Consider the following 26,024-nt stretch of genomic DNA (forward strand, 5'->3'; position numbering starts at 1 on the left):
GCGCCTCTTGTCCCGTGGTCCGATCGGATGATCGGCCCCGTGTATCGCGGGACGCGCCGCAGGGCCAGAGGCCTTTGCCGCCTAGCGCCGCTCAGTGGTTCGGCCGCGTCGGGTCAGCCGCCCGATCAGGAAAGAGGTGCGTGGTGCCCAGACATAGTTGGTCCGCCCGCGCGGCTTGCGCCCGACACGGATCCGTCCCAGCCCGAAGGCCAGAAGGAAAAGGTGTCCGGCAGCCACCATCGCGAACAGCGCGGCCGGGCCATAGCCGGTGATCAGCCAGGCCGCCACGAAAGGCGCGAAGATCGCGCCGATCGCATAGAAGAACAACAGCGCCGCCGAGAGTTCGGCGCGTGCATCATCGTCAACGAAATCATGGGCATGCGCGGCGGCAATCGAATAGACGGGGTAGGTGGCCAGCCCGAAGAAGAAGGCGTTGATCTGTGCGGCGGCGGGTGACACCGCGCCGGTGAGGGACGAGGCCACGCAACTGAGGATCGAGGCAAGCGAGACCCCGACAAGCACCCGCCGTCGATCGAACCGGTCGGCGAGCCAGCCCACGGGCAGCTGCGCGAGCGCCCCGCCCAGCACGAAGAGCGCCAGGAACCAGGCGATCTGGCGGGCCTCCAGCCCGACGGCCTGACCGTAGACCGGGCCGATCATCCGGAAGGTCGCTGCGGACAGCGCCGACACGATCACCGCCACGGCGGCGAGCGGAGAGGTCCGCCAGGCCATGATCGGGCGCAGGCGGGGCGCCTCGGGCATTGCGGGTTGCACCGCCTGGCTAAGCGTCAACGGCAGGATCGCGGCACAGCAGAGCAGGGCGAGGATGTTGTAGGACGCGTAGGAGACCGGCGCGAGTAAGCCGATCAGCAGCTGCGATAGAAGCGAGGCACCCATGTCGGTCATGCGATAGATGCCGGTCAGCCGTCCGCGTGTTTCGCGGGTGATGCGGACCATCAGCCAGCCTTCGATCACCGTATAGCTGCCCGCGATGCAGACGCCGGACAGGACCCGAAGGGCGGTCCAGGCATAGGCATCGACCCAGAGCATATGCGCGATCAGCCCGAGTGTGCCAAAGACCACGAAGGCCACGAAGGCCCGGGTGTGGCCGACCTGTCCCATCAGGCGCGGCGCCCACCAGCACCCCAGGAAAAAACCCAGGAAATGCGCCGAGCCAAGCAGGCCGATCTGCTGACTGCTGAACCCTGCGGCCAGCCCCGACAGCGCATCCAAAGGCCCCAGCCCGCCGGAGGAGAGCTGCAGCAGCACGACCGACAGGAAGAGAGGGGCAAGGGACAGGATCAGTCGCATGTATCCTGAATGCCCCGGCGAGCGGCGATGCGCCAGTAAGGATTGGTGCCGCAACAGCGGATGTGCGGCGGGCGTCGCCTTGGGTCGTTGCCGCGGCGATACGGCGACGGATGTCTCACGCGGCGCCTTCGTCTTGGCGGAGGCAGGCCGCTCACCCCGCGAGGTCGATCTCTGCCAGTTTCTCCTTCTCAAGCACGAAGCCGGTGTCTTCGTCATGTCCGACACGCCAGCTGCGGGGCGGATCCATCCGGGCGCGCAGCCGATCCAGCCGCCAGCGGGTTGTGCCGGGGCCATGCGCAGGGACCATTCGCCAGCGGCTTTCGACCCCCTGTGCGCCGCCCGCACCGGGCGTCAGGATCAGGCCAAGCGGCGCCCGCCCGTGCACCTCTGCCCCGGTTTCCGCTGCCAGATGCAGCCGCCGCACCGCCGTCAGCCCCGGCAGCCCGGGGATGTCGGCCACGGCCAGGGCGGCGGTGCCGCTGCGCAGGATTTCTTCCAGCGTCCAAAGCACGTCTTCGGCCCGCTTCGGCCGCACGAAAAGCAGACGTTCCGGCCCTAGAAAAGGCGCCACGCCTTCTGCGTGCAGCTGGTCGGCCTCCCACGCCGGAGAGATCCACCAGACCGGTCCACGATCCCCCTGCGCGGCGATCCTGGCGGCGACCAGCATCGCAAAGACCCGCCGCGCCATGCCGCAGCTTTCGTGCAGGCGTGACAGGGGCATCCGCGCATCAGGCCCCAGATCAAGTGCGGGGCCCGTCCGATGCGAGCGGCGCGACAGAATCGGAGAGGGTGATCGCGACATGCCTCAAGGCTAGTGTGTTCGCTAAATGTTCTCAACATTTCTTTCCGTAAAATTTTAGCGGCATTCACCACGCCATGAGAATTTCGGTAACTTCTTTCCGCTACACCCCTGAAAGCTGCGGGGGGGCCTCATGCAGAAAAACCGTCTGGGTCGCACTGAAATCAAGGTATCGAAATTCTGTCTCGGGACGATGACCTGGGGCACGCAGACCGGTGCGCGCAAGGCCCATGCGCAGATCGACATGGCGCTGGATCACGGCGTGAATTTCATCGACACGGCCGAACTTTACCCGATGGACCCGGTGAAATCGGAAACCATCGGCCGGACCGAACGGATCATCGGGCTCTGGCTTGAGGGCGCGCCGAACCGCCGGTCGGATATCGTGATCGCGACGAAACAGGTCGGGCAGGGCATGCGGATGATCCGCGACGGTGCGCCGATCAATGCCGCAACGATCCGGCTGGCCGTGGAAGGGTCGCTGCGGCGGCTCAAGACCGACTACATCGACCTTTTTCAATTCCATTGGCCGAATCGCGGCTCCTACCACTTTCGGCCCTCGGCCTGGCACACGGCACGTCCTCCCGCCCCACAGAAGATCAAGGCCAACATGGTCGAATGCCTGCACGCGCTGGAAGCCGAACGCAGACGCGGCACCATCCGCGCCTTCGGGGTGTCGAACGAAACCGCCTGGGGGGTGGGCAAATGGCTGTCGCTGGCCGAATCGCACGATGCCCCCCGGCCAGTCAGCGTCCAGAACGAATATTCGCTTCTGCAGCGCAGCTATGAAACCGATCTGGCAGAGCTGAGCGTGAACGAAGACATCGGCCTTCTGGCGAATTCGCCGCTCGCGGCTGGGTTGCTGACCGGCAAGTACCAGGGCAACGCGGTGCCCAAGGGGTCGCGGATGGAGCGCACCCCAAGCCTGAACAGCCGCGCGACGGCCCGCAGTTTTGCCGCCGTCGAGGACTATATGGACCTGGCCTTCAAGCATGACCTTGATCCGGTGCAGATGGCGATGGCCTGGGTGACCAGCCGCCCCTTCGTGACCTCGGCCGTCTTCGGCACACGCACCGCCGAACAGTTGGCCCGTGTTCTGGAAGGGGCGGACCTCACCCTCAGCCGGGAGTTTCTGGACGACGTTGAAATCGTGCGCCGCGACCATCCGATGCCGTATTGAAACGGACTGGGGCGCCATCCTGAGGGTTGCCTGACTACAACACTTTGTCCGGTGCGCTTCCTGGCGTCCGCCTTGCAGCTTGCACGGATGGGTCTTCCGCGCCTTCCATGAGGGCGGAGGGATGTCATGCCGCTGTCGATGCCGTCAGAGGTCTTTGTCACCTGTGCCGTGACCGGATCCGGTCAGACACAGGACCGGTCGCCCCATGTCCCGCGCTCGCCCCAGCAAATCGCCGAGAGCGCGCTGGCCGCGGCGCGTGCCGGAGCCGCCGCCGTGCATCTGCATGTCCGCGATCCTGCGACGGGCGCACCATCGCGCGATCCCGCGCTTTATCGGGAATGCGTCGACCGCATCCGGGACGCCGATACCGATGTCGTCATCAACCTGACCGCAGGCATGGGCGGCGACCTCATCCTGGGTGGGACCGATCGTCCCCTGCCGCCCGGACCCGGCACCGACATGATCGGAGCAGAGGAGCGGCTGATCCACATCGCCGACTGCCTGCCCGAAATCTGCACGTTGGATTGCGGCACGATGAACTTCGCCGAAAACGACTATGTCATGACCAACTCTCCGGGCATGTTGCGCGAGATGGGGCGGCGGATCACGGCCCTTGGTGTCCTGCCTGAAATCGAATGCTTCGACACGGGCCATCTGTGGTTTGCGCGGCAGCTGGTGGACGAAGGGGTCCTCAGCTCCCCTGCGCTGGTGCAGCTTTGCATGGGGGTGCCGTGGGGGGCGCCGAACGATTTGCAAACCTTGCAGGCCATGGTTGCAAATATCCCGGAGGGCTGGACTTTCAGTGCCTTCGGACTTGGGCGGCACCAGATGCCCTATGTCGCGGCCGCCGTTCTGTCGGGGGGCCACGTCCGTGTCGGGCTGGAAGACAACCTTTGGCTGGAACGCGGCAGGCTCGCCACCAATGCCGACCTGGTCGAAAAGGCAGTGACCCTGATCGAGACCCTTGGCCCGCGCGTCATGGGGCCAGTCGAAATGCGCGAGAAGCTGGGCCTGGTCAAACGCGCACCGGGGGGGCGGCCATGACCCGCACCGCGGCGATCATCGGCGCCGGCGTGATCGGCGCGGGCTGGGCGGCGCGATTCCTGCTGAACGGCTGGAATGTCCGCATCTTCGATCCCGAACCCGCCGCGCGCGACCGGGTGGCCGCCGTGCTGGACGCCGCGCGACTTGCCCTGCCGGGGCTGGGCGACGTGGCGCTGCCGCCGGAAGGCGACCTGAGCTTTCCCGGCCTGATCTCGGAAACGGTGCGCGGCGCGGACTGGGTGCAGGAAAGCGTGCCGGAACGCATTGAACTGAAACAGAAGATCTACCAGGCGCTGCAGTCCAGCATGGAGGAGGGGGCGATCCTCGCCTCTTCGACCTCGGGCTTCACGCCGACCGAATTGCAGGCCGGATCCCCCCGCGCGGGCCAGATCATCGTGGCGCACCCGTTCAACCCGGTCTACCTGCTGCCGCTGGTCGAGGTCGTCGGCAGCGACCGCAATGATCCCAAGGTCCTGGACCGCGCGACCGAGGTGCTGACCTCGATCGGCATGGCCCCCCTGCGGGTCCGGTCCGAAGTGCCGGCCCATATCGCCGACCGCCTGCTTGAAGCCGTCTGGCGCGAGGCGCTCTGGCTCGTCAAGGACGGCGTGGCCACGACGGCCGAGATCGACGACGCGATCCGCATGGGCTTTGGCCTGAGGTGGGCGCAGATGGGGCTGTTCGAAACCTACCGGATCGCTGGCGGGGACGGCGGGATGGCCCATTTCCTGCACCAGTTCGGCCCGGCTTTGAAATGGCCCTGGACCAAGCTGATGGACGTGCCCGAGATGGATGACGACCTGGTCGACCGGATCGCGACGCAATCCGATGCCCAGTCCGGCACGCTGTCGATCCGAGAGCTCGAGGCGCAACGGGACCGTAACCTCGTCGGTCTGATCCGCGCGCTTGGGCCCAATGCCTGGGGCGCCGGCGCGGTCCAGCAGCAGGCGGATGCGCGCAACCTTGCGACCTCGGGCGTGCCGGAACGGTTCGAGGACATCGACCCGACGCGCCCCGTGCGCACGATTCGACGGGCCGTTCCGCTCGACTGGATCGACTACAACGGCCACATGACCGAGGCGCGATACCTGCATGTCTTCGGCGATGCGACCGACCGCATGATGATCCTGATCGGTTGCGATCGCGACTATGTTGCGGCAGGTCAAAGCTTTTTCACGGTGGAAACCCACATCCGCCATATCGACGAGGTCAGGGCGGGCGCGCCGCTGACCGTGCTGACCCGCGTGCTCGAGGGGGAGGGCAAGAAGATGCACCTCTGGCACGAGCTTTATTCCGACGACCGCCTTCTGGCGACGGCAGAGCACATGCTGCTTCATGTCGATCTGCAGACGCGCAAGTCGGTAGAGATGCCGCCGGTGCTGTCCAACCGGCTTGCCACGCTGGTGGGAGGACATGCGGATCACCCCCGGCCCGACGGGCTGGCCCGGGCTGTGGGCGACAAGCCTAGCTGATCTCGGATCTCAGATCTTCCAGCAGGGCCGGCAGGCTACGGGCGGTCACGGCGGCTTCGCGGACCAGTGCGTCGAAGTCATCGGTCAGGGCACGGACACGTTCGCGATCACGGAAGACGATGTAGTGGCGGCCGGAATAAAGCACCGCCATCAGCGGGCCGAACACCGTGACGGGCACGGAAAAAACGCGCCGCGCATCGAACAGGTACAGCCGCAGGCGGGGGTAAAGTGTCTCGGCCAGTTCCTGGAATCGGTCGATCTGGGCCAGGCGGATATCGGCGGGCAGGCCGCGATAGTATCCTTCGGCGCGGGCAAAGCTCTCCATCTCGTAAAGCGGCAGGGCCATCTCGTAATCCGAACTCGCCGCCCGCATCCAGGTCAGCCGGTCCTCCGAGGCATTGATCGCCTGCTCGGTCGTCCGGCCCAGGTGGGGCGAATACTCCCACTGCAGAAATTCCCTTGTTTTCAGCATGTCGGGCAGGGCGGCCGGGACGTGGCGGATCTTGTAGCCCGCGGCCTCGCGATGCCAGGCGAAGATCTGTTCGTCGACCAGCGCGCGCGGGGCGGCTGTCAGCGACAGAGAGGCCGCCAGCAGGTTCGCCGCCGTCTCGGGGCGTTCCGACAGGGACAGCAGCCAATCCGCCGACACCCCGAGCGCCGCCGCGCATTCGCCCACGACCTGGGCATTGGGCAGTCGTGCGCCATCGCCGGTCAGCAATTGCGAGATGGTCGAACGGTCCACACCGATCGTGCGGGCCAGTGCCGATTGCGTCACCGCCTGCTGGGTCATTGCCTGACGAAGCCGGTCGCGAAACTGGTGCGCCCGCAGACGCTTGTCGGTTTTTTCGATCATGAAGTGATAATTATCACCAATCGGGATTTTTGTTAATCACATTCCGAATGGTCCACATCCCTCGGCCTGCCTAGATCTTGTCTCGGGGAAACAAGCCGCTACAAGCGGCAGATCCGGGGACAGAAATGGAAACGCAGGCACGCACCTTCGTGAAGTCGGTGCTATGGACGCTTTTGGGACTGATCGTGATGGCCGTCGTCGGCTTTGCCTTCACGGGCTCGCTGACGACGGGCGGGGGCATGGCCCTTGTCAACGCTTTCTTGGGCTTTGTCATGTATGCCGGGTACGAACGGCTGTGGGCCCGGATCGCATGGGGGCGTCATGCGTAAGGTAGAATGGCCCACTCTGGCGCTTCTTGTGCTGACCTACGCGGCTTTCGGTCTGGGCACGACCGTGCTGGCCGATTGGTCTGTGATGCTTGCGATCTGCGTGACGGGGGTGGCGGTCTCCATGCACGCTTCGCTGTGTCACGAGATCATCCACGGCCACCCCTTCCGCCAGCGCCGCCTGAACGAGGCGCTGGTCTTTCCGGCGCTTGGCCTGATCGTGCCCTACCTGCGCTTTCGCGACACGCATCTGGCGCATCACAGGGACGAAAGCCTGACCGATCCCTACGACGATCCCGAAAGCAACTTCTGGGATCCGTCGGTCTGGGACCGACTGTCGCCGGTGATGCAGGGGCTGCTGGTGTGGAACAACACGCTGATCGGGCGGATGCTTCTGGGGCCGATGATCGGCACGGTCTGCTTCATCCGGTCCGACCTGCGCGCCGCCCGCGCCGGGGATCGTCGGGTGCGCAACGGCTGGCTCTGGCACATCCCGGCCCTGGTGTCCGTGGTTCTGTGGATGGCCCACGCACAGATGTCGGTCTGGGCCTACCTGGTGGCCGTCTACCTGGCCCATGCGCTGCAGAAGATCCGCACCTTCCTGGAACATCGCGCCCACGAACGCGCCCGGGGCCGCACCGTGATCGTCGAGGACCGCGGCCCCCTGGCGCTGCTGTTCCTGAACAACAACCTGCATGTCGTGCACCACGCGCACCCCAACCGACCCTGGTACGAGCTGCCGGTTCTGTACCGCACGCACCGCGACAGGTTCCTGAAACGCAACGACAATTACCGGTATGACAGCTACGGCGAGGTCTTCGCCCGCTACCTCGTCAAGACGAAGGACCCGGTGCCGCATCCCCACTGGAGGCACCCTGCCGAATAGGTCATAGAGAATACATGATCGAATCATGGGTTCTCTATGCGCTTGGGGCGACGGCCATTCAGACCGTCCGCTTCATGCTGCAGAAGGTCGTCGCGACGCGCGATTTGTCCGCAGGCGGGGCGACCTTTGCGCGGTTCCTCTATTCCGGTCCGATCGTCTGGGTCGTGGCGCTTCTGATCCTGCCCGAACTGCCGGCCCTCGGGTCGCTGTTCTGGATCTATGCGCTGGTGGGCGGGGTATCACAGATCCTCGCAACCCTTTGCACAGTCATGATTTTCCAGTCGCGAAACTTTGCCGTCGGCATCACGCTGAAGAAGACCGAAGTCCTTCTGACCGTGTTGATCGGCATCGTGATCCTGGGCGAAGGCGTCAGCTGGCCGGGCTTTGCGGCCATGGTCCTGGGCGTCGTGGGGGTGCTGCTGCTGTCGGATCCGCCCAAGATCGAAGGGCAGGGGCTCAAGGGACTGCTGCTGAGCCGGGCGGTGGTGCTGGGCCTGACCTCGGGCATCTTCTTCGGCATCTCGGCGGTCACCTATCGCGGCGCCACGCTCGAGGTCGCGGCCGAACCCGCAACCCGGGCGCTGGTGGCACTGGCCTTCGTTCTGCTGGTGCAGGTCGTCGCGATGGCGGTCTGGCTGGGCCTGCGCGAACCGGGGCAGATCACCCGCGTCGCCCTGGCCTGGCGGCGCTGCATCTGGATCGGCCTCACCTCGCTTGGCGGATCCTACTGCTGGTTCAATGCCTTCACGCTTGAAAACGCCGGCTACGCCTTTGCCGTCGGCCAGCTCGAGGTGATCTTCTCGCTCGCCGCCTCGGTCTATTTCTTCCACGAAACCGTCACGCGGCGCGAAATCTTCGGCATCGCGCTGATCTTCCTGTCGGTCGTGGCCCTGATCGCGGTGACCTGAGCTCAGTCCTCGCGACCTTCCATGTCAACCAGCCCGCGCAGCCGCTGGAAGGCGCGGTTCGATCCGTTGTTGGCAAAGAACGGCACGCTGGCAGGCGGGCGGGGGTCGGCGGCGCGCTGCTGCACCTCGGCCAGAACGACCTCGGTGATGAAGGGCAGATCAAAGCTGCGCGCCTCTTCCAGCGGGATCCACTGCAGCGCCGAGAGCTCGTCGCAGGCGGCCGAAAAATCATCGAGATCCGAGACCACGGATTCGTCCGCGTCGACGACAAAGAACCGCGCATCGAACCGACGCGGGCGTCCCGGCGGGGTAATGGCGCGAAAGACGAAGGTCAGCGCCGAGGCGTCGGGCACATGGCCGGTCGCGGCAAAGGTTTCCCAATCGGGCGGCGGGTTGTCCCAGCTGCCGGGCTTGCCCAGGATCAACCCGGTCTCTTCCCACAGCTCGCGTACGGCGGCCGCGGCAATGGCGTTGACCAGATCACCCCCGGCGTCCTCAAGCAGGCGCGACCGGCAGGGTTCGGTGATCGGCGCGGCCAGCGGGATGTCGGCGTCGCCCGCATCGACCGCACCGCCCGGAAAGACCACCTTGTTGGGCATGAAGACCGCACCGGCCCCGCGCTGCCCCATCAGCACCTTGGGCGCAGTCGCCCGATCGCGCAGGGCGATCACCGTGGCCGCGTTGCGGATCTGGGTCTTGTCGATTTTCGGCTTGGCCGTTTCGGTCGTCATTCTGTCTCGTCCTCCCGGGCGCTTAGGCTCCGGCAGGGAAGATCAGCGTGATGTTCCGAAACCGTGCATCTGTCGCGCCCACTGGAACCCGACGAGCGCCCCTTTCAATCTGGGCAGAAGGTAGAGGGACAAAGCGACCGTGCCAATAGAGAAACCGGTGAAAAGCACCAGCGGTTCGGGCTGATAGGCGTGGTAGACCCCGCCAAGCGTCGGTGCCATCAGGTGCCCGACGATCAGGATCGTCAGGTAGGCCGGGCCATCGTCGGCGCGGTGGTGGTGCAGGTCTTCCCGGCAGACCGGGCAGTGATCGCGCACCTTGAGATAGCCCTTCAGCATCGGGCCGGTGCCGCAGTTCGGGCACTTGCGGCGGAACCCGCGCAGCACGGCGCGCCGCACCTCGCGACCCTCGGTATCCTGATCCATCTGCGTCTCGCACGTCGTGTCTGTCATATCCGGTTCCTCCGGCGTTTTGTCCCCGATCGGGGGTGTCGCACAAGACTGGCCATCCCGGCGCGCGAAGAAAAGAGGACGGAATGCCCTTGCGGCGGGATGTCGCGTGGCGCGATCCAACCCCCGGGCCCGCCGTCAAACTTTTTTCCGCCCCCCGCGACGGAAACCCGAAAGCCCCCCGTAACAGTCAGCACAAGGCGATCACACACCGCCTTGGTCAACGACCATCAAGCAGTCAATACGACGGAGACTTACCCAATGAAACGCACGACCACCCTGACCGGCGCCCTGGTTCTTGCCCTGGCCGCGACCTCTCTGCCCGCCTTTGCGCAGGATCGGGGCGAAGGCCCGCGCGGACCGCGTGGCCCAATGTTCAACTTCGAAGAGATCGACGCGAACGGCGACGGTCAGATCACGCAGGACGAGATCACGGCACATGCCGCCGCCCGGTTTGCCGCGGCCGATACCGACGGCGACGGCGCCCTGTCGGCGGACGAACTGGTCGCACAACGCGAAGCGCAGCGCGCCGAGCGGATGCAGAAGGCGGCCGAACGGATGCTGGAGCGCCGCGACGCCAACGGCGACGGTCGCCTGACCGCCGACGAGATGGGGCCGCGTGACGGTGACCGCCTGTTCTCGCGTCTGGATGCGAACGAGGACGGCGCGATCTCGAAGGAAGAGATGGAACAGGCCCGCGAGAAGTTCGAAAAGCGCCACGGCAAGTGGGGCGAGCACCGCAAGGGTGAGCGCGGCCATGGCGATCACAAGAAACCGCGTCACGACAACTGACGTCACACAGATGCCGGGCCGGGGATGACCCTGGCCCGGATGCGCGGGCGGGATAGACCGCCCGCCCGCAACAGGATACGCCCGCCGGATAATGACGGACATGCCTTTCGACGATCTGACGCGGTTGGACGACGATGCGCTCTTGGTGCTTTATGCCAATGGCGACCCGTCGGCCGCGCGCATCCTGACCGGCCGCCTTGCGCCGATCGTGCAGGCCCACGCCTGGCGCCTGCTGCGCGACCGGGCCGAGGCCGAGGACGTCACGCAGGAGGCGCTGCTGCGCCTGTGGCGGATCGCGCCCGACTGGCGGCAGGGCGAGGCGAAGGTGACCACCTGGCTTTACCGGGTGACGGCGAACCTGGCCACCGACCGGATCCGGCGCAGGCGGGGGCGCACCGTCGATCTCGACACGATCCCCGAGCCCGAGGACGACCGGCCCGGGGTCGAGGATCGGATGCAGGACGCCGCGCGCGCCGATGCGCTGCACCGTGCGCTGCAAGGCCTGCCCGAGCGTCAGCGCCAGGCCGTCGTGCTGCGCCATATCGAGGGGTTGGCCAACCCCGACATTGCCGAGATCATGGAGATCGGTGTCGAAGCGGTCGAAAGCCTGGTCGCGCGTGGCAAGAGGGGACTTGCCGCGGCCCTGACCGGACACCGAGAAGAACTGGGGTATCAGGACGATGACTGACCATCCGAAGGACGACATGGGGCTGGACGCCTTCTTCGATGCGGCCCGGCGCGACACGCCGGCGCTGTCGACGCAGGCGCTGGACCGCATGACCGCGCAGGCCCTGGCCGTGCAGGCCGACCTGGCAGCACCCGCACCGGTGACGCGCGCGGCCCGGCCCTCTCGGCTGGCACAGCTTCTTGGCGCGATCGGCGGCTGGCCCGCCATGGCGACGCTGGCCACGGCCGGGGTGGCGGGGCTCTGGATCGGGGCGGTGCCGCCGGCCGGTCTGGTCAACCTAGCCGTCAGCGTGGGCGCGGTCACCGGCGTGGCCGAAGACGACGCCTATCTCGTGGACCCGCTGCCGGGCTATACCCTGTCCCTTGACCTGTCGGAGACGCAATGACCCCCACTTCCCCCAGCACCCCGACGACGCGCACGCCGCTTTGGCTGCGGCTTGTCCTGATCGTGTCCCTGGCGCTGAACCTGCTGGTCGCGGGCACGGTGATCGGCCACATGATGCGCGACGATCCGCGCGGCCGCGTGCCCCGCGTCGACCGGATCGAAGGGCCGATGACCTTTGCGCTGACCAAGGACGACCGGCGCGAGATCGGCAAGGCCCTGCGTCAGAAGTACCGGGAAAACCGCCCCTCTCGCCAGCAGATCGTCGAGGATTACCAGGGTGTCATCGCGGCCCTGCGCAGCGATCCCTTCCAGCCCGACCGGGTGGAAGAGGCCTTCGGCAACCAGCGCGCGGCGGCTGTCACGCGGATGGAGATCGGGCAGGACCTGCTGATCGAACGGCTGATCGCCATGACGCCAGAGGAACGCCATGCCTTTGCCGACCGGCTGGAAGAAGGGCTTGAGCGCGGGCCGGGGCGTGAAGGCAAGGATCGCGACGACACGTTCAAGGATGGCAAGCCGCGCGACGGCTGGCGCGGCGACCACTGATCGCGGGCCGTCGCGGTGACGGAGGCCGTCAGCCGGTAACGCCCGACACCTTGCGTGCGGGCGATGGCGTCGGCCCAACCTCGGACACCAGCCCCATGTCGCAGACCACCCGGTTCCGCCCGGCCCGTTTCGCGCGATAGAGGGCCCGATCGGCCTGCGTCAGCAGGCAGGCCGTGTCCTCTGACGGCGACAGGCCCGGCGGCATCCGCGCGGGTTCCGCCACCGCCACCCCGACCGAGGTTGTCACCCGCAGGCCCTGTGGCAGCCCCGGAAAATCGATGACCAGATCCGCCACGGCCTCCCGGATGCGCCGAGCGGCTGCCGCCGCCGCCAGTCGCCCGCAGGACGGCAGGGCGACCACGAATTCCTCGCCCCCCATGCGCGCGGCAAAGCCCAGGCGTTCGGCTTCGGACTTCATCACCTTGGACACGGCGCACAGCACGGCATCGCCCGCCGGATGACCGTGGGTGTCGTTGATCCACTTGAAATGATCCAGATCGGCCATCAGCAGCGCTGCGGGATGCCGGTCGTGCCGCATGTCGCGCATATATTGGTCCAGCCGGGGCAGCGCATAGCGGCGATTGTACAGCCCGGTCAGCGGGTCGGTCATGGCCGACTGCAACCCGCTGCGCAGAGAGGCATGAAGTTGCGTGATCTCGCCCTTGCGGCGCAGCAGCAGGTCGATCCGCGCCGCGGTTTCTGCGGCGTTGAAGGGCAGGGTCAGGACACCATCGGCCCCAAGGTCGAGCGACTTTACGCCAAGCGCGGTGTCGGTGCCGTCAACGGCCACAAGGATCTGCATGGCGCGCGGTTCCGACCGCCGGGCCATGCGCGCGACCAGCCGCAGCGTACCGTCTGTGCCAAGTGTCCGGCTGTCGATCATGACGACATCCGGCGCCTGCGTGGGCATCGCATCGGGGTGGAACAGCGCCACGCGCGGCCGTGCCGTCCTGGTCATCGCCGCACGGATGGCCCCCGGCCATTCGGCGGTCCGCAAGGCATCCTGGGTCAGGATTGCGATACTGGCGGATCCGGCAAAGGCGGCCTGCGCCTCTGACAGGCCCGGTTGCGGGCGCAGCGTGTCTTCGCGCAGGTTCAAGGCCGCGACCTTGGCGCGATGATCCACCAGCGTCTTCACGCGCGCCAGGACCTCTTCGTCCGCGCAGCTGCGCGCGATGACGTCGTCGGCCCCGGCATGGATCAGCATGGCCGTGCGCGACGGGTCGGACAGGTCGGTGATGACGATGCGCAGGGCGTCAGCGGTGTCCGGATCACGGCGCAGCGCATCGCACAGACCGGCGGCCCCAAGCCCCGCCAGCCCGTCCGAGATCACGACGATCCCGGGCTTGTCGCGACGCACCATGGCCAAGGCACCCTGGTCGGTGTCCACCTGCTGCACATCGTAATAGGCCCCCCCGAACAGGGCCGACAGCATCAGGCGGCTGGCAAATCTGTCGTCTGCAATAAGGATGCGTCCATGCATCGGGTCAAAGGCCTCCTGCCTCTTGCTTGCGAGCATATTTTCGACAAAACAGTTAACAAAACGTTGCCAAGCCAGAAAAACAGGGCCTCGCGGCATGAAATCGCCGGGCCGCACCCCCATTGAGGATCAGTGAGTTATGATGAACGCGTCCGAGGCCGAAGCGACGGCCCTCAAGTGCCTGACCTGGTTGATCGCCCATGATGACCTGCGTGGCATCTTCATGGGGGCCTCGGGCCTGTCCGAAGACGACCTGCGCAGCCGCCTCGGAGAGCCCGAGTTCCTGGGAGCCGTGCTGGATTTCCTGCTGATGGACGACGCCTGGGTGGTCCAATGCTGCGACGCGCAGCAGATGCCCTACGAGGCCATCCAGGAGGCGCGCGTCGCGCTTCCCGGCGGGCAGAACGTCAACTGGACCTGAGGGTTACAGCGCGGGCAGCGTCTCGGGCGTGCCGTCGATCAGGACCCGCAGCATCCGCTTGAGCTCGGACAGTTCGGTCGTCTCAAGCAGTTCCGCCAGCAGCCGACCGTTTTCCCGGGCAAAGGGGCTGGCCTGCACCACCGCGTCCCGGCCCTTTTCGGTCAGGACGATGCGGCGCGTCCGCTTGTCCTCCTTGCCGGAGTGCCGCGCCAGAAGGCCATCGGATTCCATGCCGCGCAATGCCCGCGAGGTCGCGGTGCGATCGATGCCGACAAACCCCGCGATGTCCGAGGGCTGCGCCAGGCCTTCGTTCGCCACGGCCAAGAGGATACACCAGGTCGTGCGGTTCAGCCCCACGGTGCGCAGCTTTTCCTCAAGCCTGCGTTCCTGCAGGCGGGCGGCCAGCGACAGGTGGTACCCAAGCGAGTCGTGCAGGCGGTAGGGCGGGTCGATCGGGGGCGTCGTGTCAGTCATCTTGCGAATGGGCCGCAGCCCCGGGCGCTTGTCAAGCAGCCCGTCGCCCGGCACAGTCCGCCGCACAGTCGATGCGGGGGCCTCATGCAGCTGGACGGAATCATTTTCGACAAGGACGGGACGCTGTTCGACTTCGGGGCCACCTGGAACACCTGGGCGCTCGAGCTGATTGCCGAACTGTCGAACGGGGATGCCCGGACGGCCCGTCGCATCGCCGACGAGACGGATTTTGACCTGGCGACGGGCAGTTTCCGCCCGACCAGCCCGATCATCGCGGGCACCGGCCGCGAGGCTGCCGAATGCGTGGCGCGTGCCGTGCCGGACCGGCCGATCGACGAGCTTGAAGCGCTGATGAACGCACGTGCGGCCTCGGCGCCGCAGGTGCCGCCGACGGATCTTTCGCCGCTGTTGCAGGCCCTTGCGGGGCGGGGGATCCAGCTGGGCGTGATGACCAACGACAGCGAAATGTCCGCCCGGGCGCATCTTCAGGCCGCAGGCGTGCTCGAGTCCTTCGACTGGATCGCGGGGTTCGACAGCGGCCATGGCGCCAAGCCCGCGCCGACGCCTCTGCTGGCCTTTGCCACGGCTACCGGACTGGACCCGGCCCGTGTCGCCATGGTCGGCGACAGCACCCATGATCTTCTGGCCGGCCGGGCGGCGGGCATGGTGACCATCGGTGTCCTGACCGGCATGGCGGGCCAAAGCGACCTGGCCCCCCACGCCGATGCGATCCTGCCGCATGTCGGCCATCTGCCGGATTGGCTGGCCACGGGCGCCTGAGACCGCCCGCGGACTGATCCCTCGCGACGGTCCTGCGCCAAAAACGACGCTTTGTGTCGCCATCTGGCCAGAAACCCACCCTGCGCCGCCCTTTCCTGAGACAAACGGAGGGCGCGATGACGACCGAAACCAAGAAACGCAAACGTGGCGGTGGTCGGGCCGGATATGCCGCCAGGCGCGGCCCCGCCGTCCTGACCCAGGCGCCCTGGACGGTGCCGATCAACCCGGACCGTCCGACCGAACCCATGCCACCCGAAGGTGTTGAAGCCGTTCACGAAACCGCCATGCGCGTGCTGGAAAACATCGGTGTCGCCTTCCTCAACCCCGAGGCCGTGGCGATCCTGAAGCAGGCCGGGTGCCGGGTGGACGGAGAGATCGTCTACATGGGCCGCGACTTCGTGATGGAGATGCTGGGCCATGCGCCCGCCGAATGGACGATCACACCGCGCAACCCGGACCGCAAGGTGACCGTCGGCGGCAGGCACATGCTTTTCGGTAACGTCTCTTCGCCGCCCAATTACTGGGATCTGGAACTGGGGCGCAAGCTGCCCGGCACGCGTGAACTGCAGACACGGTTCTACAAGATGTCGCAGTATTACAACTGCATCCACTTCATCGGCGGCTACGCGGTCGAACCGGTCGATCTGCACCCCTCGATCCGCCACCTGGACGCGCTTTTCGACAAGCTGACGCTGACCGACAAGGTGCCCCATGCCTATTCTCTCGGCGCCGAACGCATTGAAGACGGGATGGAGATGGTGCGCATCGCCGCGGGCCTGAGCCAGGACGACTTCGATGCGACGCCCCGGATGTTCACCAACATCAACTCGACCTCGCCGCTCAAGCACGACTACCCGATGCTGGACGGCTGGATGCGCATGGCGCGGCGCGGCCAGGGGCTGATCGTGTCACCCTTCACGCTGGCGGGGGCCATGGCCCCGGTGACCATGGTCGGCGCGGTGGCGCAGTCGCTGGCCGAGGGGCTCGCCGCGATTGCACTGGCGCAGTACATCAATCCCGGCGTGGCCTGCGCCTTCGGCACCTTTACCTCGAACGTCGACATGAAGTCCGGCGCCCCCGCCTTCGGCACGCCCGAATACATGCGCGCAACCCAGATCACCGGCCAGATGTGCCGGTTCTACGGTCTGCCGATGCGATCGTCGGGGGCCTGCGCGGCCAACGTGCCCGACGGACAGGCGATGTGGGAGACGTCGAATTCGCTCTGGGCCGCCGTGCAGTCGGGCAGCCACATCGTCTATCACGCGGCAGGCTGGCTTGAGGGCGGGCTGATCGCCAGCCCCGAGAAGTTCGTGATGGACTGCGAGGTGATCGGGCAGATCCTGCGGTACTTCGATCCCGTCCTGTGGCGCACCGAAGACGGAGATCTGGCGTACGAGGCGATGGACCAGGTGCGCCACGACGGCCATTTCTTCGGCATCGACCACACGCAGGACCGCTATGCCACGGCCTTCTGGCAGCCGAACCTGTCGGACTGGCGCAATTTCGAAGGCTGGCAGGCGCAGGGCGGTGTCTGGACGGCCGAACGCGCACACCTTCTGTATCAGCGGGTTCTCGACGACTATGTCGAACCACCCATGGAGGACGCGATCCGGGGCGAGCTGATCGAGTTTGTCGAGCGCCGCCGTGCCGAAGGGGGGGCACCGACGGATTTCTGACCCGACACGGGAAAATCGCGCGCCGTTCGGACCTTCTTAAGCCCCTTCGCCGATACTGGCCCCGAACGGGAAGGCGGGGCGGCGATGCATGGCCTGATGATGAGATCGATCCAGTGTTTCGCAAGGGACACCTACGGGCAGGGCCTCTGGGCGGCTGTGGCCCGTCGTGCGGCACTGGACGTTCCGGACTTCGAAGCCATGCTGACCTACGACCAGCGCGTGGCCGAAGAGGTCATCGCCGCGTTGACGGTCGAACTGGGCCGTCCCCGCGCCAGCGTGCTGGAAGACATCGGGACCTACCTCGTGTCGGACCCCAATGTCGAAAGGCTGCGGCGGCTGCTGCGGTTCGCGGGCATCAGCTTCGAGGATTTTCTTCAATCGCTCGAAGATCTGCCGGGCCGTGCGCGGCTTGCGGTATCTGACCTCATCCTGCCGCGCCTGACCCTGCAGGCCTTGCCGGGCGGCCGTTACATCCTGCGCATCGACGGGGATCCGCCGGGCTTTGCCCATGTCATGGTGGGTATCCTGCGGGCCATGGCCGACGACTATGGCGCGCTGGTGATGCTGGATCATCACGGCCAGCGCGACGGGGTGGACGAAATCGCGATCACCCTGGTCGAAGCCGCCTTTGCCGAAGGTCGACAGTTCGTGCTGGGGGACCACGCCGGATGAGCGGGGACATGACCCGCCTACTGCCGGACGACGGGGCGGGTGGGGGCGCCCTGTGCTCGGCGCTCGATCAGCTGTGCCCGATGCATTGCATCCTGGATCCGCAGGGCATGATCCTGCATGCGGGGCCCACGCTGCAAAAGCTGCGCCCTGGCCTGTCGTTGCCCGGTCAGACCCTCTGGCAGGTGTTTGATATCGTCCAGCCCTGCGCGGCGACCTCGATGGCGGCGCTGACCTCGGCCGCCGGGCGCCGCACGCGCCTGCGCTTGCGGTTTCGCGACCTGCCGCGCACTGACCTGCAGGGGCTGCTGGTGCCGCAGGCGGACGGCGGCGCCATCGTGAACCTCGCCTTCGGGATCTCGATCCTGGATGCGGTGCGGGATTATGCTCTGACGAACACCGATTTCGCCGCCACCGATCCGACGGTCGAAATGCTGTTCCTGGTCGAAGCCAAGTCCGCCGCGATGGAGGCGTCGCGCAAACTGACCCGCCAGCTGCACGTCGCCAAGATCGCCGCCGAGGAACAGGCCTTCACCGATACGCTCACCGGGCTGAAGAACCGCAGGGCGCTGGACCATGTGCTGGGGCGCATGATCGGCGCGGGCCGGGAATTTGCCCTGATGCACCTCGACCTCGATTTCTTCAAGCAGGTCAACGACACCCTTGGGCATGCGGCGGGCGATCACGTGCTGGAACACGTCGCCGCCATCATGGTCGAGGAAACGCGCAACGACGACGTGGTGGCCCGCGTCGGCGGGGATGAATTCGTGCTGGTCTTTCACAGCCTCTGCGACCGCGCGCGGCTTTCCGAAATCGCGCACCGCCTGATCGCGCGGCTCGAGGAACCGATCCGGTGGAAGGACGAGACCTGCCGCATCTCGGCCTCTGTCGGCACGGCGATATCAACCGACTACGCGGACCCCGAGGCCGAGCGCATGATCGCGGACGCAGACACCGCGCTGTATGCCGCCAAGCGCGGCGGACGGGCGCAGCATCGGTTCTTCGAACCCGTCGCGCCGCCCGCCGGGTCACGCGTGACCGCGCCGGAGGCGAAAATGCCGCCAGAGCAGGCGGAACGGCGAAAAAGATGACGGGGGGACAAGCGGATCGCCAAGGCGGACAGCAAGACGCCTTTCACCACCGCAGGTGTCGAGGGCCGGACGCGGACGGGCCATGGTGTGCGGTGCATGACGACGGAAGCCGCGACTGCCCCCATGACAGACCAAAACAGACTCACCGATCGCCCCCGAAGGCCGCCGCATGGGGCAAGGCCACGCGGGCCGCGCGCCGGCTACGCCGGATGCGCCGCCCGCAACGCCACCTTGTCGATCTTGTTCACCCGGGTCAGCGGCAGCGGATCGCGGGTCAGGGTCATCGTCTTGGGGCATTTGTAACCTGCCAGCCGCGCGCGCGAATAGGCGATCAGCTCGGCTTCGGTCGCCTCGCCAATCAACTGGATGACGGCGTGCACGCGTTCGCCCCACTTGGCGTCCGGCACGCCGATCACCGCCACCTGATGCACCGCCGGGTGAGAATCCAGCACCTGTTCGACCTCGATCGGATAGACGTTCTCGGCCCCGGTGATGATCATGTCCTTGATCCGCCCCGACAGGTAGAGATAGCCGTCGGCATCCAGATAGCCCGCGTCGCCCGTGTGATACCATCCGCCGCGCATGGCCTCGGCGGTCTGGTCGGGTTGGTCCCAATAGCCCAGCATGACGTTCGGCCCGCGGGTCACGATCTCTCCGATCTCACCGGGGGGCAGGGGCATGTCGTTTTCGTCGAAGATCATCAGGTCGGCAAAGGCCGCGGCCCGCCCCAGGGAATTGAGCCGGGGCGAGCCGAGATCCTCGTAATCCTCGGGATTGAGGTAGGTGACGATCGGCGAGGCCTCGGTCATGCCGAAGGCCTGCCCGAACCGAACGCCCGGAAAGGCGCGCATGGTCCGCGCCAGCAGGTCGGGCGGCATCGGCGCGCCGCCATAGCTGACCATCCGGATCGACGAGGTGTCGAACCGCCCGAAATCGGGATGGTCCAGCATCATGGCCAGCATGGTCGGCACGAATTGCGCCATCGCGATCCGGTGGTCCTCGATCCCCCTGAGCAGCCCGGGGATATCGAACCGCGCCTGCAGGAACATGTGCGACCCCAGGAAGACCGACACGAAGATCCGCGCCCCGGCAGCGGAGTGGAACAGCGGCCCGGTGACGGCATAGGCGTCGCCCTCGGGCAGGTGCCAGGCCCCGAGAAGGCCCATGGAATTGGCAAAGAGGTTGGTATGCGACAGCATCACGCCCTTGGGCCGCCCGGTCGTGCCGCCGGTGTAGTACATTACCAGCATGTCGTCCCCGCCGCCGATCAGATCCCGGGCGGGCGGCGTGGCAGGCTGGGCGGCCAGGGCGTCTTCGTAAGGTGTCCAGCCCTCGCGCGGCGTCGCGCTCAGCACCAGCATGACCGAGGGACAGTCAGGCAGGCAGGCCGCCAGCATGTCGGCATGGTCCGCGTCGACGATCACCACCCGGGGGCGGCAATCGTTGATCGTCTGGATCAGCTCGGGCACAGCAAGCCGCACGTTCAACGGCACCACCGAGGCGCCGATGAAGGGCGGGGCATAGAAGGTCTCGACCCCCATGTGCCCGTTGAAGCCAAGAAACCCCACGCGGTCGCCCGGACCCACGCCATGGGCCGCCAGGACCTGCGCCAGCTGCTGACACCGGTCGATCAGCGCGGCCCAGGTCAGCGTGCCGGCCGCGCAGGTCACGGCCGGGTTGTCGGGCCAGGTGCGCGCAGCCTTCAGAAGCTGGTCGGAAAATCGGAACATGGCAATCCCCGTGGTCTAGAGCCGGTCCTTCAGCAGCGCCTTCTGGATCTTGCCCGTCGGCCCGATCGGCATGGCGTCCAGCACGATGATCTCGGAGGGCACCTTGTAGGCGGTGAGCGTCCCGCGCACGAAATCACGCAGCGCGTCGGGGTCGATCCGGGCGCCGGGCATGGCGGTGACAAAGCCCACGACCTCTTCGTTGCCGGGCACCGCGCGGCCCACGACGGCGGCCTCGGCGACACTGTCATGCGACGACAGGGCCGCCTCGACGTCCGAGGGGTAGACGTTGAAGCCTGACCGGATGATGACCTCTTTCTTGCGGCCGACGATGGCCAACATGCCGCTGGGCTGGATCTCTCCCAGATCGCCGGTGGCCAGCCAGCCGCCCGGGTGCAGCACCTTGGCGGTCTCGTCGGGGTTGCGGAAGTAGCCCTGCATGCAGAAGGGACCGCGCGCCCAGATCTCTCCGGACTGGCCTTGCGGCACGTCCTGCCCGGCCTCGTCCACGATGCGCACCTCGACCCCGGGGCAGGGGGTGCCGACGACGTTGCTGTCGGCCTCCATCCCCATGGGAACGCGGGTGATCGGGACGAATTCGGTCGCGCCATAGCCGTTCGACAGGGTGACGTTCAGCACCTCGCGCACCCGGGCTTTCAAGGCCGGATCAAGGCTGGCGCCGCCGCTGGCCGCGATGCGCAACCGGGCGGCGGACATGTCGATGCCCTGTGTCGCGATATGTTCCAGCATCCGGGTGTAAAGCTGCGGCACGGCTACCATCATCGTGACCTCACCGCTTGCGATGCGGTCGATCAGGTCGGCGACGTTGAACCGGGCGGCAACGTGCAGCCGCGCCCCGGCGGCGAAACAGGCCATGATGTTCGATGACAACCCGATGCTGTGCGCGATCGGCGAGACAAGGTAGATCACGTCGTCAGAGGTCAGGCCACGATTGACGCACTGCGCCTCGCCCTGCGTCAGAAGGGTGGCATTGGTCAGCATCACACCCTTCGGCACGCCCGTCGTGCCCGAGGTGAACATGATCAGCCCCAGGTCCTGCTGCCGACTGGGCGCAGCATCGTTCGGCGTGACATCCTGCGCGGTGGTGTGGCGGATCGCGCCGAAACCCTCCACTTGGATCGTGGCGTCCGCACCAAAGTCGTCGGCGAGCGTGGCGGTCAGGGGGCTGATCGCCGGGTCGACCTGCGGAAAGGCGATCAGGCGCGGTTCGGCGAAATCAGCGATGGCGCGAACCTCCTGCGGTGTCATGCGGGCGTTCAGGATCGAGGCGCAGGCCCCCAGCCGGTTGACCGCGCTGACCAGAACGATGGCGGAAACCGAGTTTTCCGCGACGATCAGGATCCGGTCACGCCGCCGCAGCCCGGCATCGGCAAGGGCCTGCGCGACCGCAGTGACCTGCCGGTCCAGCGCGGCGTAGGTCATGGTCGCGCCGCCTTCGATCATCACCGGGGCGTCGGGCGTTTCGCGCGCCCAGTGCGTGATCAATTCGTGAAACCCTTCGTGGCGCTCGGCCAATGGGGCCTGCGGGGCCGCTGCCGCGTGGCTCATGCTGTGTCCTCCCTCTCTCCTCGGGAAGGTTGGAATGATCGACGCGCCACTTGCAAGGCACAAATACCGCAGAGCGGTACTTGATTTTGCAATTGTGAAATTTCATGCTGGTGACTGGCCCGTCCCCCGATCCATCAGGACCACCGATGACCAAAACACCGTTCAAACCGCGTCTCCCAGACCGCCAGACCACGGCGAGCCTGCTGGGCACCCGGGATCTGGCCAGTCTCGAGGCCGACTATGGCGCGGATCGCAAGTTCATCTGGTCCATTGCCCGCGCGATGCAGATCCTGCAGGCCTTCCGTCTGCGCGACGGGGCGCTAGGCAACGGGGATCTGTCGGAAAGCACCGGCATCGCCAAGGCCACGGTGACCCGGCTGACCCACACGCTGACCGAACTTGGCTATCTCAAGCGCAATCGCAGTCGGAAATATTATCCCAGCCCGGCGCTGCTGACGCTGGGCTACACGGTGATGGGCAAGCTTAGGGTGCGCCAGCTTTTGCAGTCGGGCATGCAGGATCTGGCCAATGCCGCCAATGCCTCGGTCGCGCTGGCCTGGCCCGAAGAAGACACGATGATCTATGTTGCGGCCAATGCGGCGGCGACGGCCGACGGGGTGCTTCTGGATGTCGGGCGGCGGATCGGAATGGCCAATACCTCGGCCGGGCGCGCCTATCTGGCCTGCCTGTCCGATGCCGAGCTTGATGCAAAATTCGCGAGATGGGAGGTCATCTACGGCGCCGCCTGGCCTGAATTGCACGACCGCATTCTGAAATCGATCGAGGACGTCCGGACCAAGGGCTTTTGCATTGTCGACAGTGAATGGCGCAGCAATGTGCGTGCCGTGGCGACGCCGATTTACGATAGCGATCACCGCACGTTCATGTCGCTGAATTGCGGCGGTCCAACCTTTCTTCTGAATGACGCGCGGCTCGAGGAGGAATTCGGCCCACGCCTTCTGCATCTTTCGGCCCGGCTGGGGTGGCGTCCGCCATGGTGATGTGGTGGGTGTTGACAGGTGACATTGGCCAGCCGGGCGCACGACATTGCACGGCGGCGCAAGGGCAAAAAGAAACCGGCGCGGGGTGGGGACCCTACGCCGGCTTCCAATCAAAAAAATTGCTATAAGCGTCCACTCACAAACGCCGGAAAAATTTATTTTTGAATAACTTACCGCACGAAAGTGCAGCATGTTCGACTTGTGGGTATGGGGACCTGACGCAATTTATGCATGGTAAAGGAATGGTGTAAAATGCGCATCATTGCCTGCGTAGTTTTGCCTATGTGGACTGTTTGCGCTCACAGTTGCGTGAAATGCCGCTTTGTGAAATGCAATGGGCCGGGGCGCGGGGCCTCGCTGATGGAACAGGGGACAGGCCATGCGCAACTCACTCGGGGCTTTGCTGGCCATCGGCCTGGCCGGGCTGCAGCTGATCGCGGTGCTGGCGGTGGTGTTTTCGTCCTTCGTGACGTCGGAGCGCGCGCTTCTGGATCACGCGCGTGCATTGCTGAGCGACATCGGCACCAACGCCATCGAACATTCACGCGGGTTCCTGAACCCGGCACGCGGCGCGGCGGAATTGTCGGCGCGTCTGGCTGAAGACCGCGTGGTCGCCAGCGATGTGCCCGAACAGCTTGAGCGCCTGCTGTTCCAGCAGTTGCAGATCGCGCCGCAGTTCGCCGGCGTCTATCACGGCACCGAAGACGGCGGTTTCGTCTACGTCATGCGCAGCCAGGAAATCGGCCCCTTCCGCACCAAGATCATCCGCATGGATGGCGACACCCGCAGCGTCGATCTGATCTGGCGTGACAATGAATTCAACATGATAGACCGGAAGGTCGATCCGGAAGATCCCTATGATCCGCGCACCCGGCCCTGGTATATTCGCGCCCGCGAACAGCTGACCACGATCTGGACCGATCCCTATATCTTCTTTTCGTCGCAGCGGCCCGGCATCACCCTGGCCTCGCCCGTGCTCGAGGGGCCGGATGCGGTGCGCGGCATCGTCGGTGTCGATATCGAGATCAGCGAGATCTCTGATTTCCTGGCCCGCCTGCGCATCGGAGCCTCCGGCAAGGCCCTGATCATCCACCGAAACGGGGATGTCATCGCGCATCCCGACAAGGCCCTGCTGAAAACCAAGGATGCCGACGGATCGCTGCGGTTTGTCGATGTTCAGAACTTCGACGATCCGATTGTTCCTGCGGCCTTCGGGCATCTGTTAAAGGACGGCATGATCTCGGTCGAGAAGGAGACGCTGTCACAGTTCACCTACAGCGGTGAAACCTATGTCTCGGTCGTCATGCCGCCGATCGACGAAAACCTGCCCTGGATCACGGCCGCCTATGCGCCGGAAAGCGACTTTACCGCCGTCATCGAACAGAACAGGACGACGAACCTTTGGATCGCGGTCTTTGTGGCCATCGTCACCGGGCTGTGCGGGCTGGGGTTGGCCAATTACATCTACAAGCCCGTGCGCGCCTTTGCCGTCCGCTCGGCCTTGATTTCGCAGGGCGAGATCGACCCGAACGACCCGCAGCCCAAAACCTATCAAGAGCTTGAGAACGCCAACCAGGCCTTGATGCAGGAAATCGCAGCGCGGCGCGCGACGGAAATCGAATACGGCCAGACCTTCGACCTGTCGTCGCGCGGGATGGCGCAGATCGACGCCGAGACGGGGCACCTGAGCCGGGTGAACGACCGGTTTGTCGCGATCACTGGCTATTCGGCGCAGGCGCTGGCGGGCATGACCTTTTCTGACCTTGCCCACCCCGATGACCCGCCCTTCCTGGCGTTCAACCCCGGCCAGGGCGACGACCCGCACGAGACAACGCATGAGCTGCGTTGCCTGCGCCCCGATGGCAGCGTGATCTGGGTCGTCGTGACCGGCATCATGATCTTCAACGCGGGCGGGACCCCGCTGCATTACGTGCTGACGATCGAAGACATTTCCCAGGCCCGCCAGACCGAGGACCAGATCGCCCACCTGAGCCGCGATCTGTCGAACCTTTCGCGTGACAAGACCATGGGGCAGGTGGCCGCCGGTCTGGCGCACGAACTGAACCAGCCGCTGACCGCCATCACCCAGAACGCCGACAGTGCGCTGTATGCCGTGGATCAGATGGCCAACGCGGATGCCGACCTGCGCGCCACGCTGGAAGAAATCGCCGAACAGTCGATGCGGGCGGGCGAGATCATCAAGGCCCTGCGCGCCTTCATCCGGCGCGACGAAGGCACGCGCACGCATTTCGATCTGGCCGATCTGGTGGACCAGACCAAGCAGCTGGTCATCGCCGAGGCCCGGTCGGCGCGCGTCACCATCACCGCCGATCTCGACCGCCTGCCTTTGGTCAATGCCAATCGGCTTCAGATTGCGCAGGTGCTGGTCAATCTGATCCGCAATGCAATCGAGGCGCTGAACGACAGCCCGAATGCCGGGCGGCGGATCCATATCTCGGCCGAGGATACCGGCGATCAGATCCGCGTCTGCGTTGCCGACACCGGGCCGGGCGTCGATCCGAAGATCAGCCTCTTCACGGATTTCGAATCCACCAAGCCTGCGGGGATGGGACTTGGCCTGTCGATCTGCAAATCGATTGTGCAGGCCAACGGCGGTCGCCTCTGGCACGAGAAAAGAGAGCCCGACGGCGCCAATTTCTACTTCACCATCGATGTTGCAGATGCATGATCCGGCAATATGGAATACCGTTTCGTGCCGGGCAGATGACAAGTCGCCCGAAAAACTTATATGATCAGGAACCCGGATTT

General features: G+C 66.0%; 26 protein-coding genes. 17 read left to right on the forward strand and 9 right to left on the reverse strand.

Annotated features, from left to right (window positions below):
• Positions 1 to 81: 81 nt before the first annotated feature.
• On the reverse strand, positions 82 to 1,311 hold the full coding sequence (locus E4S58_RS04400) for an MFS transporter (protein ID WP_136635079.1): 1,230 nt from the start codon (positions 1,309 to 1,311) through the stop codon (positions 82 to 84).
• Positions 1,312 to 1,462: 151 nt separating this feature from the next.
• The gene (locus tag E4S58_RS04405) at positions 1,463 to 2,032 is read right to left on the reverse strand and encodes an ImuA family protein (RefSeq protein WP_240789454.1); all 570 of its coding nucleotides are present in this window, start codon (positions 2,030 to 2,032) and stop codon (positions 1,463 to 1,465) included.
• 211 nt (positions 2,033 to 2,243) lie between these two features.
• Between E4S58_RS04405 and E4S58_RS04410 the strand changes: the two genes are divergently transcribed.
• The 3 genes from E4S58_RS04410 to E4S58_RS04420 all read left to right on the forward strand — a co-directional run bounded on the left by E4S58_RS04410 (position 2,244) and on the right by E4S58_RS04420 (position 5,806).
• Positions 2,244 to 3,290: an aldo/keto reductase gene (locus E4S58_RS04410; RefSeq protein ID WP_136635080.1), complete on the forward strand. Its 1,047-nt coding sequence runs from the start codon at positions 2,244 to 2,246 to the stop codon at positions 3,288 to 3,290.
• A 126-nt stretch (positions 3,291 to 3,416) separates the two neighbouring features.
• Positions 3,417 to 4,334, forward strand: a complete 918-nt coding sequence (locus tag E4S58_RS04415; RefSeq protein ID WP_136635081.1) for a beta-keto acid cleavage family enzyme — start codon at positions 3,417 to 3,419, stop codon at positions 4,332 to 4,334.
• Positions 4,331 to 5,806, forward strand: coding sequence for a carnitine 3-dehydrogenase (locus tag E4S58_RS04420; RefSeq protein ID WP_136635082.1), 1,476 nt, complete (start codon positions 4,331 to 4,333; stop codon positions 5,804 to 5,806). Before E4S58_RS04415 ends, E4S58_RS04420 begins: the two co-directional genes overlap by 4 nt.
• On the opposite strand, the gene E4S58_RS04425 is transcribed toward E4S58_RS04420, so the two are convergent.
• Entirely contained in the window at positions 5,799 to 6,659 is an 861-nt protein-coding gene (locus E4S58_RS04425) for a helix-turn-helix domain-containing protein (protein ID WP_136635083.1), read from the reverse strand. The genes E4S58_RS04420 and E4S58_RS04425 overlap by 8 nt on opposite strands.
• Before the next feature lie 125 nt (positions 6,660 to 6,784).
• Between E4S58_RS04425 and E4S58_RS04430 the strand changes: the two genes are divergently transcribed.
• The 3 genes from E4S58_RS04430 to E4S58_RS04440 are packed head-to-tail and all read left to right on the forward strand — an operon-like array spanning position 6,785 to position 8,779.
• Positions 6,785 to 6,988: a DUF2061 domain-containing protein gene (locus E4S58_RS04430; protein ID WP_136635084.1), complete on the forward strand. Its 204-nt coding sequence runs from the start codon at positions 6,785 to 6,787 to the stop codon at positions 6,986 to 6,988.
• Positions 6,981 to 7,871, forward strand: a complete 891-nt coding sequence (locus E4S58_RS04435; RefSeq protein ID WP_136635085.1) for a fatty acid desaturase — start codon at positions 6,981 to 6,983, stop codon at positions 7,869 to 7,871. Before E4S58_RS04430 ends, E4S58_RS04435 begins: the two co-directional genes overlap by 8 nt.
• 14 nt (positions 7,872 to 7,885) lie before the next feature.
• On the forward strand, positions 7,886 to 8,779 hold the full coding sequence (locus E4S58_RS04440; protein WP_136635086.1) for a DMT family transporter: 894 nt from the start codon (positions 7,886 to 7,888) through the stop codon (positions 8,777 to 8,779).
• 2 nt (positions 8,780 to 8,781) lie between these two features.
• Here the strand turns inward: E4S58_RS04440 and E4S58_RS04445 are convergent, their stop codons facing one another.
• Both E4S58_RS04445 and E4S58_RS04450 read right to left on the reverse strand, forming a co-directional pair.
• Positions 8,782 to 9,510 (reverse strand): NUDIX hydrolase, encoded by a 729-nt coding sequence (locus E4S58_RS04445; RefSeq protein WP_136635087.1) that lies wholly within the window; start codon positions 9,508 to 9,510, stop codon positions 8,782 to 8,784.
• Positions 9,511 to 9,552: 42 nt separating this feature from the next.
• The gene (locus E4S58_RS04450) at positions 9,553 to 9,960 is read right to left on the reverse strand and encodes a DUF983 domain-containing protein (protein ID WP_136635088.1); all 408 of its coding nucleotides are present in this window, start codon (positions 9,958 to 9,960) and stop codon (positions 9,553 to 9,555) included.
• Between the two features lie 258 nt (positions 9,961 to 10,218).
• Here E4S58_RS04450 and E4S58_RS04455 point away from each other — a divergent pair, with 258 nt between their 5' ends.
• From E4S58_RS04455 to E4S58_RS04470, 4 genes are all read left to right on the forward strand, one after another.
• Positions 10,219 to 10,749 (forward strand): calcium-binding protein, encoded by a 531-nt coding sequence (locus E4S58_RS04455; protein WP_169052591.1) that lies wholly within the window; start codon positions 10,219 to 10,221, stop codon positions 10,747 to 10,749.
• A gap of 91 nt (positions 10,750 to 10,840) precedes the next feature.
• A complete protein-coding gene (locus E4S58_RS04460; RefSeq protein ID WP_136635090.1) occupies positions 10,841 to 11,437 on the forward strand; it encodes an RNA polymerase sigma factor in 597 nt (198 codons plus the stop codon).
• A complete protein-coding gene (locus tag E4S58_RS04465; RefSeq protein WP_136635091.1) occupies positions 11,430 to 11,822 on the forward strand; it encodes a hypothetical protein in 393 nt (130 codons plus the stop codon). Before E4S58_RS04460 ends, E4S58_RS04465 begins: the two co-directional genes overlap by 8 nt.
• Positions 11,819 to 12,367, forward strand: coding sequence for a periplasmic heavy metal sensor (locus tag E4S58_RS04470; RefSeq protein WP_136635092.1), 549 nt, complete (start codon positions 11,819 to 11,821; stop codon positions 12,365 to 12,367). The genes E4S58_RS04465 and E4S58_RS04470 overlap by 4 nt, the downstream gene beginning before the upstream one ends.
• Before the next feature lie 28 nt (positions 12,368 to 12,395).
• On the opposite strand, the gene E4S58_RS04475 is transcribed toward E4S58_RS04470, so the two are convergent.
• On the reverse strand, positions 12,396 to 13,850 hold the full coding sequence (locus E4S58_RS04475; protein WP_169052592.1) for a diguanylate cyclase domain-containing protein: 1,455 nt from the start codon (positions 13,848 to 13,850) through the stop codon (positions 12,396 to 12,398).
• Between the two features lie 139 nt (positions 13,851 to 13,989).
• Between E4S58_RS04475 and E4S58_RS04480 the strand changes: the two genes are divergently transcribed.
• On the forward strand, positions 13,990 to 14,268 hold the full coding sequence (locus E4S58_RS04480) for a DUF3572 domain-containing protein (RefSeq protein WP_136635832.1): 279 nt from the start codon (positions 13,990 to 13,992) through the stop codon (positions 14,266 to 14,268).
• A gap of 3 nt (positions 14,269 to 14,271) precedes the next feature.
• Here E4S58_RS04480 and E4S58_RS04485 read toward each other — a convergent pair whose 3' ends face one another.
• Positions 14,272 to 14,742, reverse strand: a complete 471-nt coding sequence (locus E4S58_RS04485; protein WP_136635094.1) for a MarR family winged helix-turn-helix transcriptional regulator — start codon at positions 14,740 to 14,742, stop codon at positions 14,272 to 14,274.
• Between the two features lie 84 nt (positions 14,743 to 14,826).
• Between E4S58_RS04485 and E4S58_RS04490 the strand changes: the two genes are divergently transcribed.
• The 4 genes from E4S58_RS04490 to E4S58_RS04505 all read left to right on the forward strand — a co-directional run bounded on the left by E4S58_RS04490 (position 14,827) and on the right by E4S58_RS04505 (position 18,958).
• Positions 14,827 to 15,522 (forward strand): HAD family hydrolase, encoded by a 696-nt coding sequence (locus tag E4S58_RS04490; RefSeq protein ID WP_136635095.1) that lies wholly within the window; start codon positions 14,827 to 14,829, stop codon positions 15,520 to 15,522.
• A gap of 116 nt (positions 15,523 to 15,638) precedes the next feature.
• Positions 15,639 to 17,198: a trimethylamine methyltransferase family protein gene (locus E4S58_RS04495; protein ID WP_136635096.1), complete on the forward strand. Its 1,560-nt coding sequence runs from the start codon at positions 15,639 to 15,641 to the stop codon at positions 17,196 to 17,198.
• A 96-nt stretch (positions 17,199 to 17,294) separates the two neighbouring features.
• Complete coding sequence (locus tag E4S58_RS04500) at positions 17,295 to 17,870, forward strand: heme NO-binding domain-containing protein (RefSeq protein ID WP_338101499.1); 576 nt, start codon at positions 17,295 to 17,297, stop codon at positions 17,868 to 17,870.
• A gap of 8 nt (positions 17,871 to 17,878) precedes the next feature.
• Positions 17,879 to 18,958: a GGDEF domain-containing protein gene (locus E4S58_RS04505; protein ID WP_136635098.1), complete on the forward strand. Its 1,080-nt coding sequence runs from the start codon at positions 17,879 to 17,881 to the stop codon at positions 18,956 to 18,958.
• Between the two features lie 200 nt (positions 18,959 to 19,158).
• Here E4S58_RS04505 and E4S58_RS04510 read toward each other — a convergent pair whose 3' ends face one another.
• Complete coding sequence (locus E4S58_RS04510; protein WP_136635099.1) at positions 19,159 to 20,688, reverse strand: AMP-binding protein; 1,530 nt, start codon at positions 20,686 to 20,688, stop codon at positions 19,159 to 19,161.
• 15 nt (positions 20,689 to 20,703) lie between these two features.
• Positions 20,704 to 22,254, reverse strand: coding sequence for a class I adenylate-forming enzyme family protein (locus E4S58_RS04515; protein ID WP_136635100.1), 1,551 nt, complete (start codon positions 22,252 to 22,254; stop codon positions 20,704 to 20,706).
• Between the two features lie 146 nt (positions 22,255 to 22,400).
• On the opposite strand from E4S58_RS04515, the gene E4S58_RS04520 reads away from it, so the two are divergent.
• Complete coding sequence (locus tag E4S58_RS04520; protein ID WP_169052593.1) at positions 22,401 to 23,255, forward strand: IclR family transcriptional regulator; 855 nt, start codon at positions 22,401 to 22,403, stop codon at positions 23,253 to 23,255.
• 379 nt (positions 23,256 to 23,634) lie between these two features.
• Positions 23,635 to 25,944: an ATP-binding protein gene (locus tag E4S58_RS04525; RefSeq protein WP_136635102.1), complete on the forward strand. Its 2,310-nt coding sequence runs from the start codon at positions 23,635 to 23,637 to the stop codon at positions 25,942 to 25,944.
• The last annotated feature ends 80 nt before the right edge of the window (positions 25,945 to 26,024 follow it).

The organism is Pseudooceanicola onchidii (assembly GCF_004959925.1).
In the GTDB taxonomy this organism is placed as follows: Bacteria; Pseudomonadota; Alphaproteobacteria; order Rhodobacterales; family Rhodobacteraceae; genus Pseudooceanicola; species Pseudooceanicola onchidii.

Coding starts and splice junctions, on each gene's coding strand:
- E4S58_RS04400 (WP_136635079.1), bottom strand. CDS start 1,311: ATGCGACTGATCCTGTCCCTTGCCCCTCTCTTCCTGTCGGTCGTGCTG.
- E4S58_RS04405 (WP_240789454.1), bottom strand. CDS start 2,032: ATGCCCCTGTCACGCCTGCACGAAAGCTGCGGCATGGCGCGGCGGGTC.
- E4S58_RS04410 (WP_136635080.1), top strand. CDS start 2,244: ATGCAGAAAAACCGTCTGGGTCGCACTGAAATCAAGGTATCGAAATTC.
- E4S58_RS04415 (WP_136635081.1), top strand. CDS start 3,417: ATGCCGCTGTCGATGCCGTCAGAGGTCTTTGTCACCTGTGCCGTGACC.
- E4S58_RS04420 (WP_136635082.1), top strand. CDS start 4,331: ATGACCCGCACCGCGGCGATCATCGGCGCCGGCGTGATCGGCGCGGGC.
- E4S58_RS04425 (WP_136635083.1), bottom strand. CDS start 6,659: ATGATCGAAAAAACCGACAAGCGTCTGCGGGCGCACCAGTTTCGCGAC.
- E4S58_RS04430 (WP_136635084.1), top strand. CDS start 6,785: ATGGAAACGCAGGCACGCACCTTCGTGAAGTCGGTGCTATGGACGCTT.
- E4S58_RS04435 (WP_136635085.1), top strand. CDS start 6,981: ATGCGTAAGGTAGAATGGCCCACTCTGGCGCTTCTTGTGCTGACCTAC.
- E4S58_RS04440 (WP_136635086.1), top strand. CDS start 7,886: ATGATCGAATCATGGGTTCTCTATGCGCTTGGGGCGACGGCCATTCAG.
- E4S58_RS04445 (WP_136635087.1), bottom strand. CDS start 9,510: ATGACGACCGAAACGGCCAAGCCGAAAATCGACAAGACCCAGATCCGC.
- E4S58_RS04450 (WP_136635088.1), bottom strand. CDS start 9,960: ATGACAGACACGACGTGCGAGACGCAGATGGATCAGGATACCGAGGGT.
- E4S58_RS04455 (WP_169052591.1), top strand. CDS start 10,219: ATGAAACGCACGACCACCCTGACCGGCGCCCTGGTTCTTGCCCTGGCC.
- E4S58_RS04460 (WP_136635090.1), top strand. CDS start 10,841: ATGACGGACATGCCTTTCGACGATCTGACGCGGTTGGACGACGATGCG.
- E4S58_RS04465 (WP_136635091.1), top strand. CDS start 11,430: ATGACTGACCATCCGAAGGACGACATGGGGCTGGACGCCTTCTTCGAT.
- E4S58_RS04470 (WP_136635092.1), top strand. CDS start 11,819: ATGACCCCCACTTCCCCCAGCACCCCGACGACGCGCACGCCGCTTTGG.
- E4S58_RS04475 (WP_169052592.1), bottom strand. CDS start 13,850: ATGCATGGACGCATCCTTATTGCAGACGACAGATTTGCCAGCCGCCTG.
- E4S58_RS04480 (WP_136635832.1), top strand. CDS start 13,990: ATGAACGCGTCCGAGGCCGAAGCGACGGCCCTCAAGTGCCTGACCTGG.
- E4S58_RS04485 (WP_136635094.1), bottom strand. CDS start 14,742: ATGACTGACACGACGCCCCCGATCGACCCGCCCTACCGCCTGCACGAC.
- E4S58_RS04490 (WP_136635095.1), top strand. CDS start 14,827: ATGCAGCTGGACGGAATCATTTTCGACAAGGACGGGACGCTGTTCGAC.
- E4S58_RS04495 (WP_136635096.1), top strand. CDS start 15,639: ATGACGACCGAAACCAAGAAACGCAAACGTGGCGGTGGTCGGGCCGGA.
- E4S58_RS04500 (WP_338101499.1), top strand. CDS start 17,295: ATGATGAGATCGATCCAGTGTTTCGCAAGGGACACCTACGGGCAGGGC.
- E4S58_RS04505 (WP_136635098.1), top strand. CDS start 17,879: ATGACCCGCCTACTGCCGGACGACGGGGCGGGTGGGGGCGCCCTGTGC.
- E4S58_RS04510 (WP_136635099.1), bottom strand. CDS start 20,688: ATGTTCCGATTTTCCGACCAGCTTCTGAAGGCTGCGCGCACCTGGCCC.
- E4S58_RS04515 (WP_136635100.1), bottom strand. CDS start 22,254: ATGAGCCACGCGGCAGCGGCCCCGCAGGCCCCATTGGCCGAGCGCCAC.
- E4S58_RS04520 (WP_169052593.1), top strand. CDS start 22,401: ATGACCAAAACACCGTTCAAACCGCGTCTCCCAGACCGCCAGACCACG.
- E4S58_RS04525 (WP_136635102.1), top strand. CDS start 23,635: ATGCGCAACTCACTCGGGGCTTTGCTGGCCATCGGCCTGGCCGGGCTG.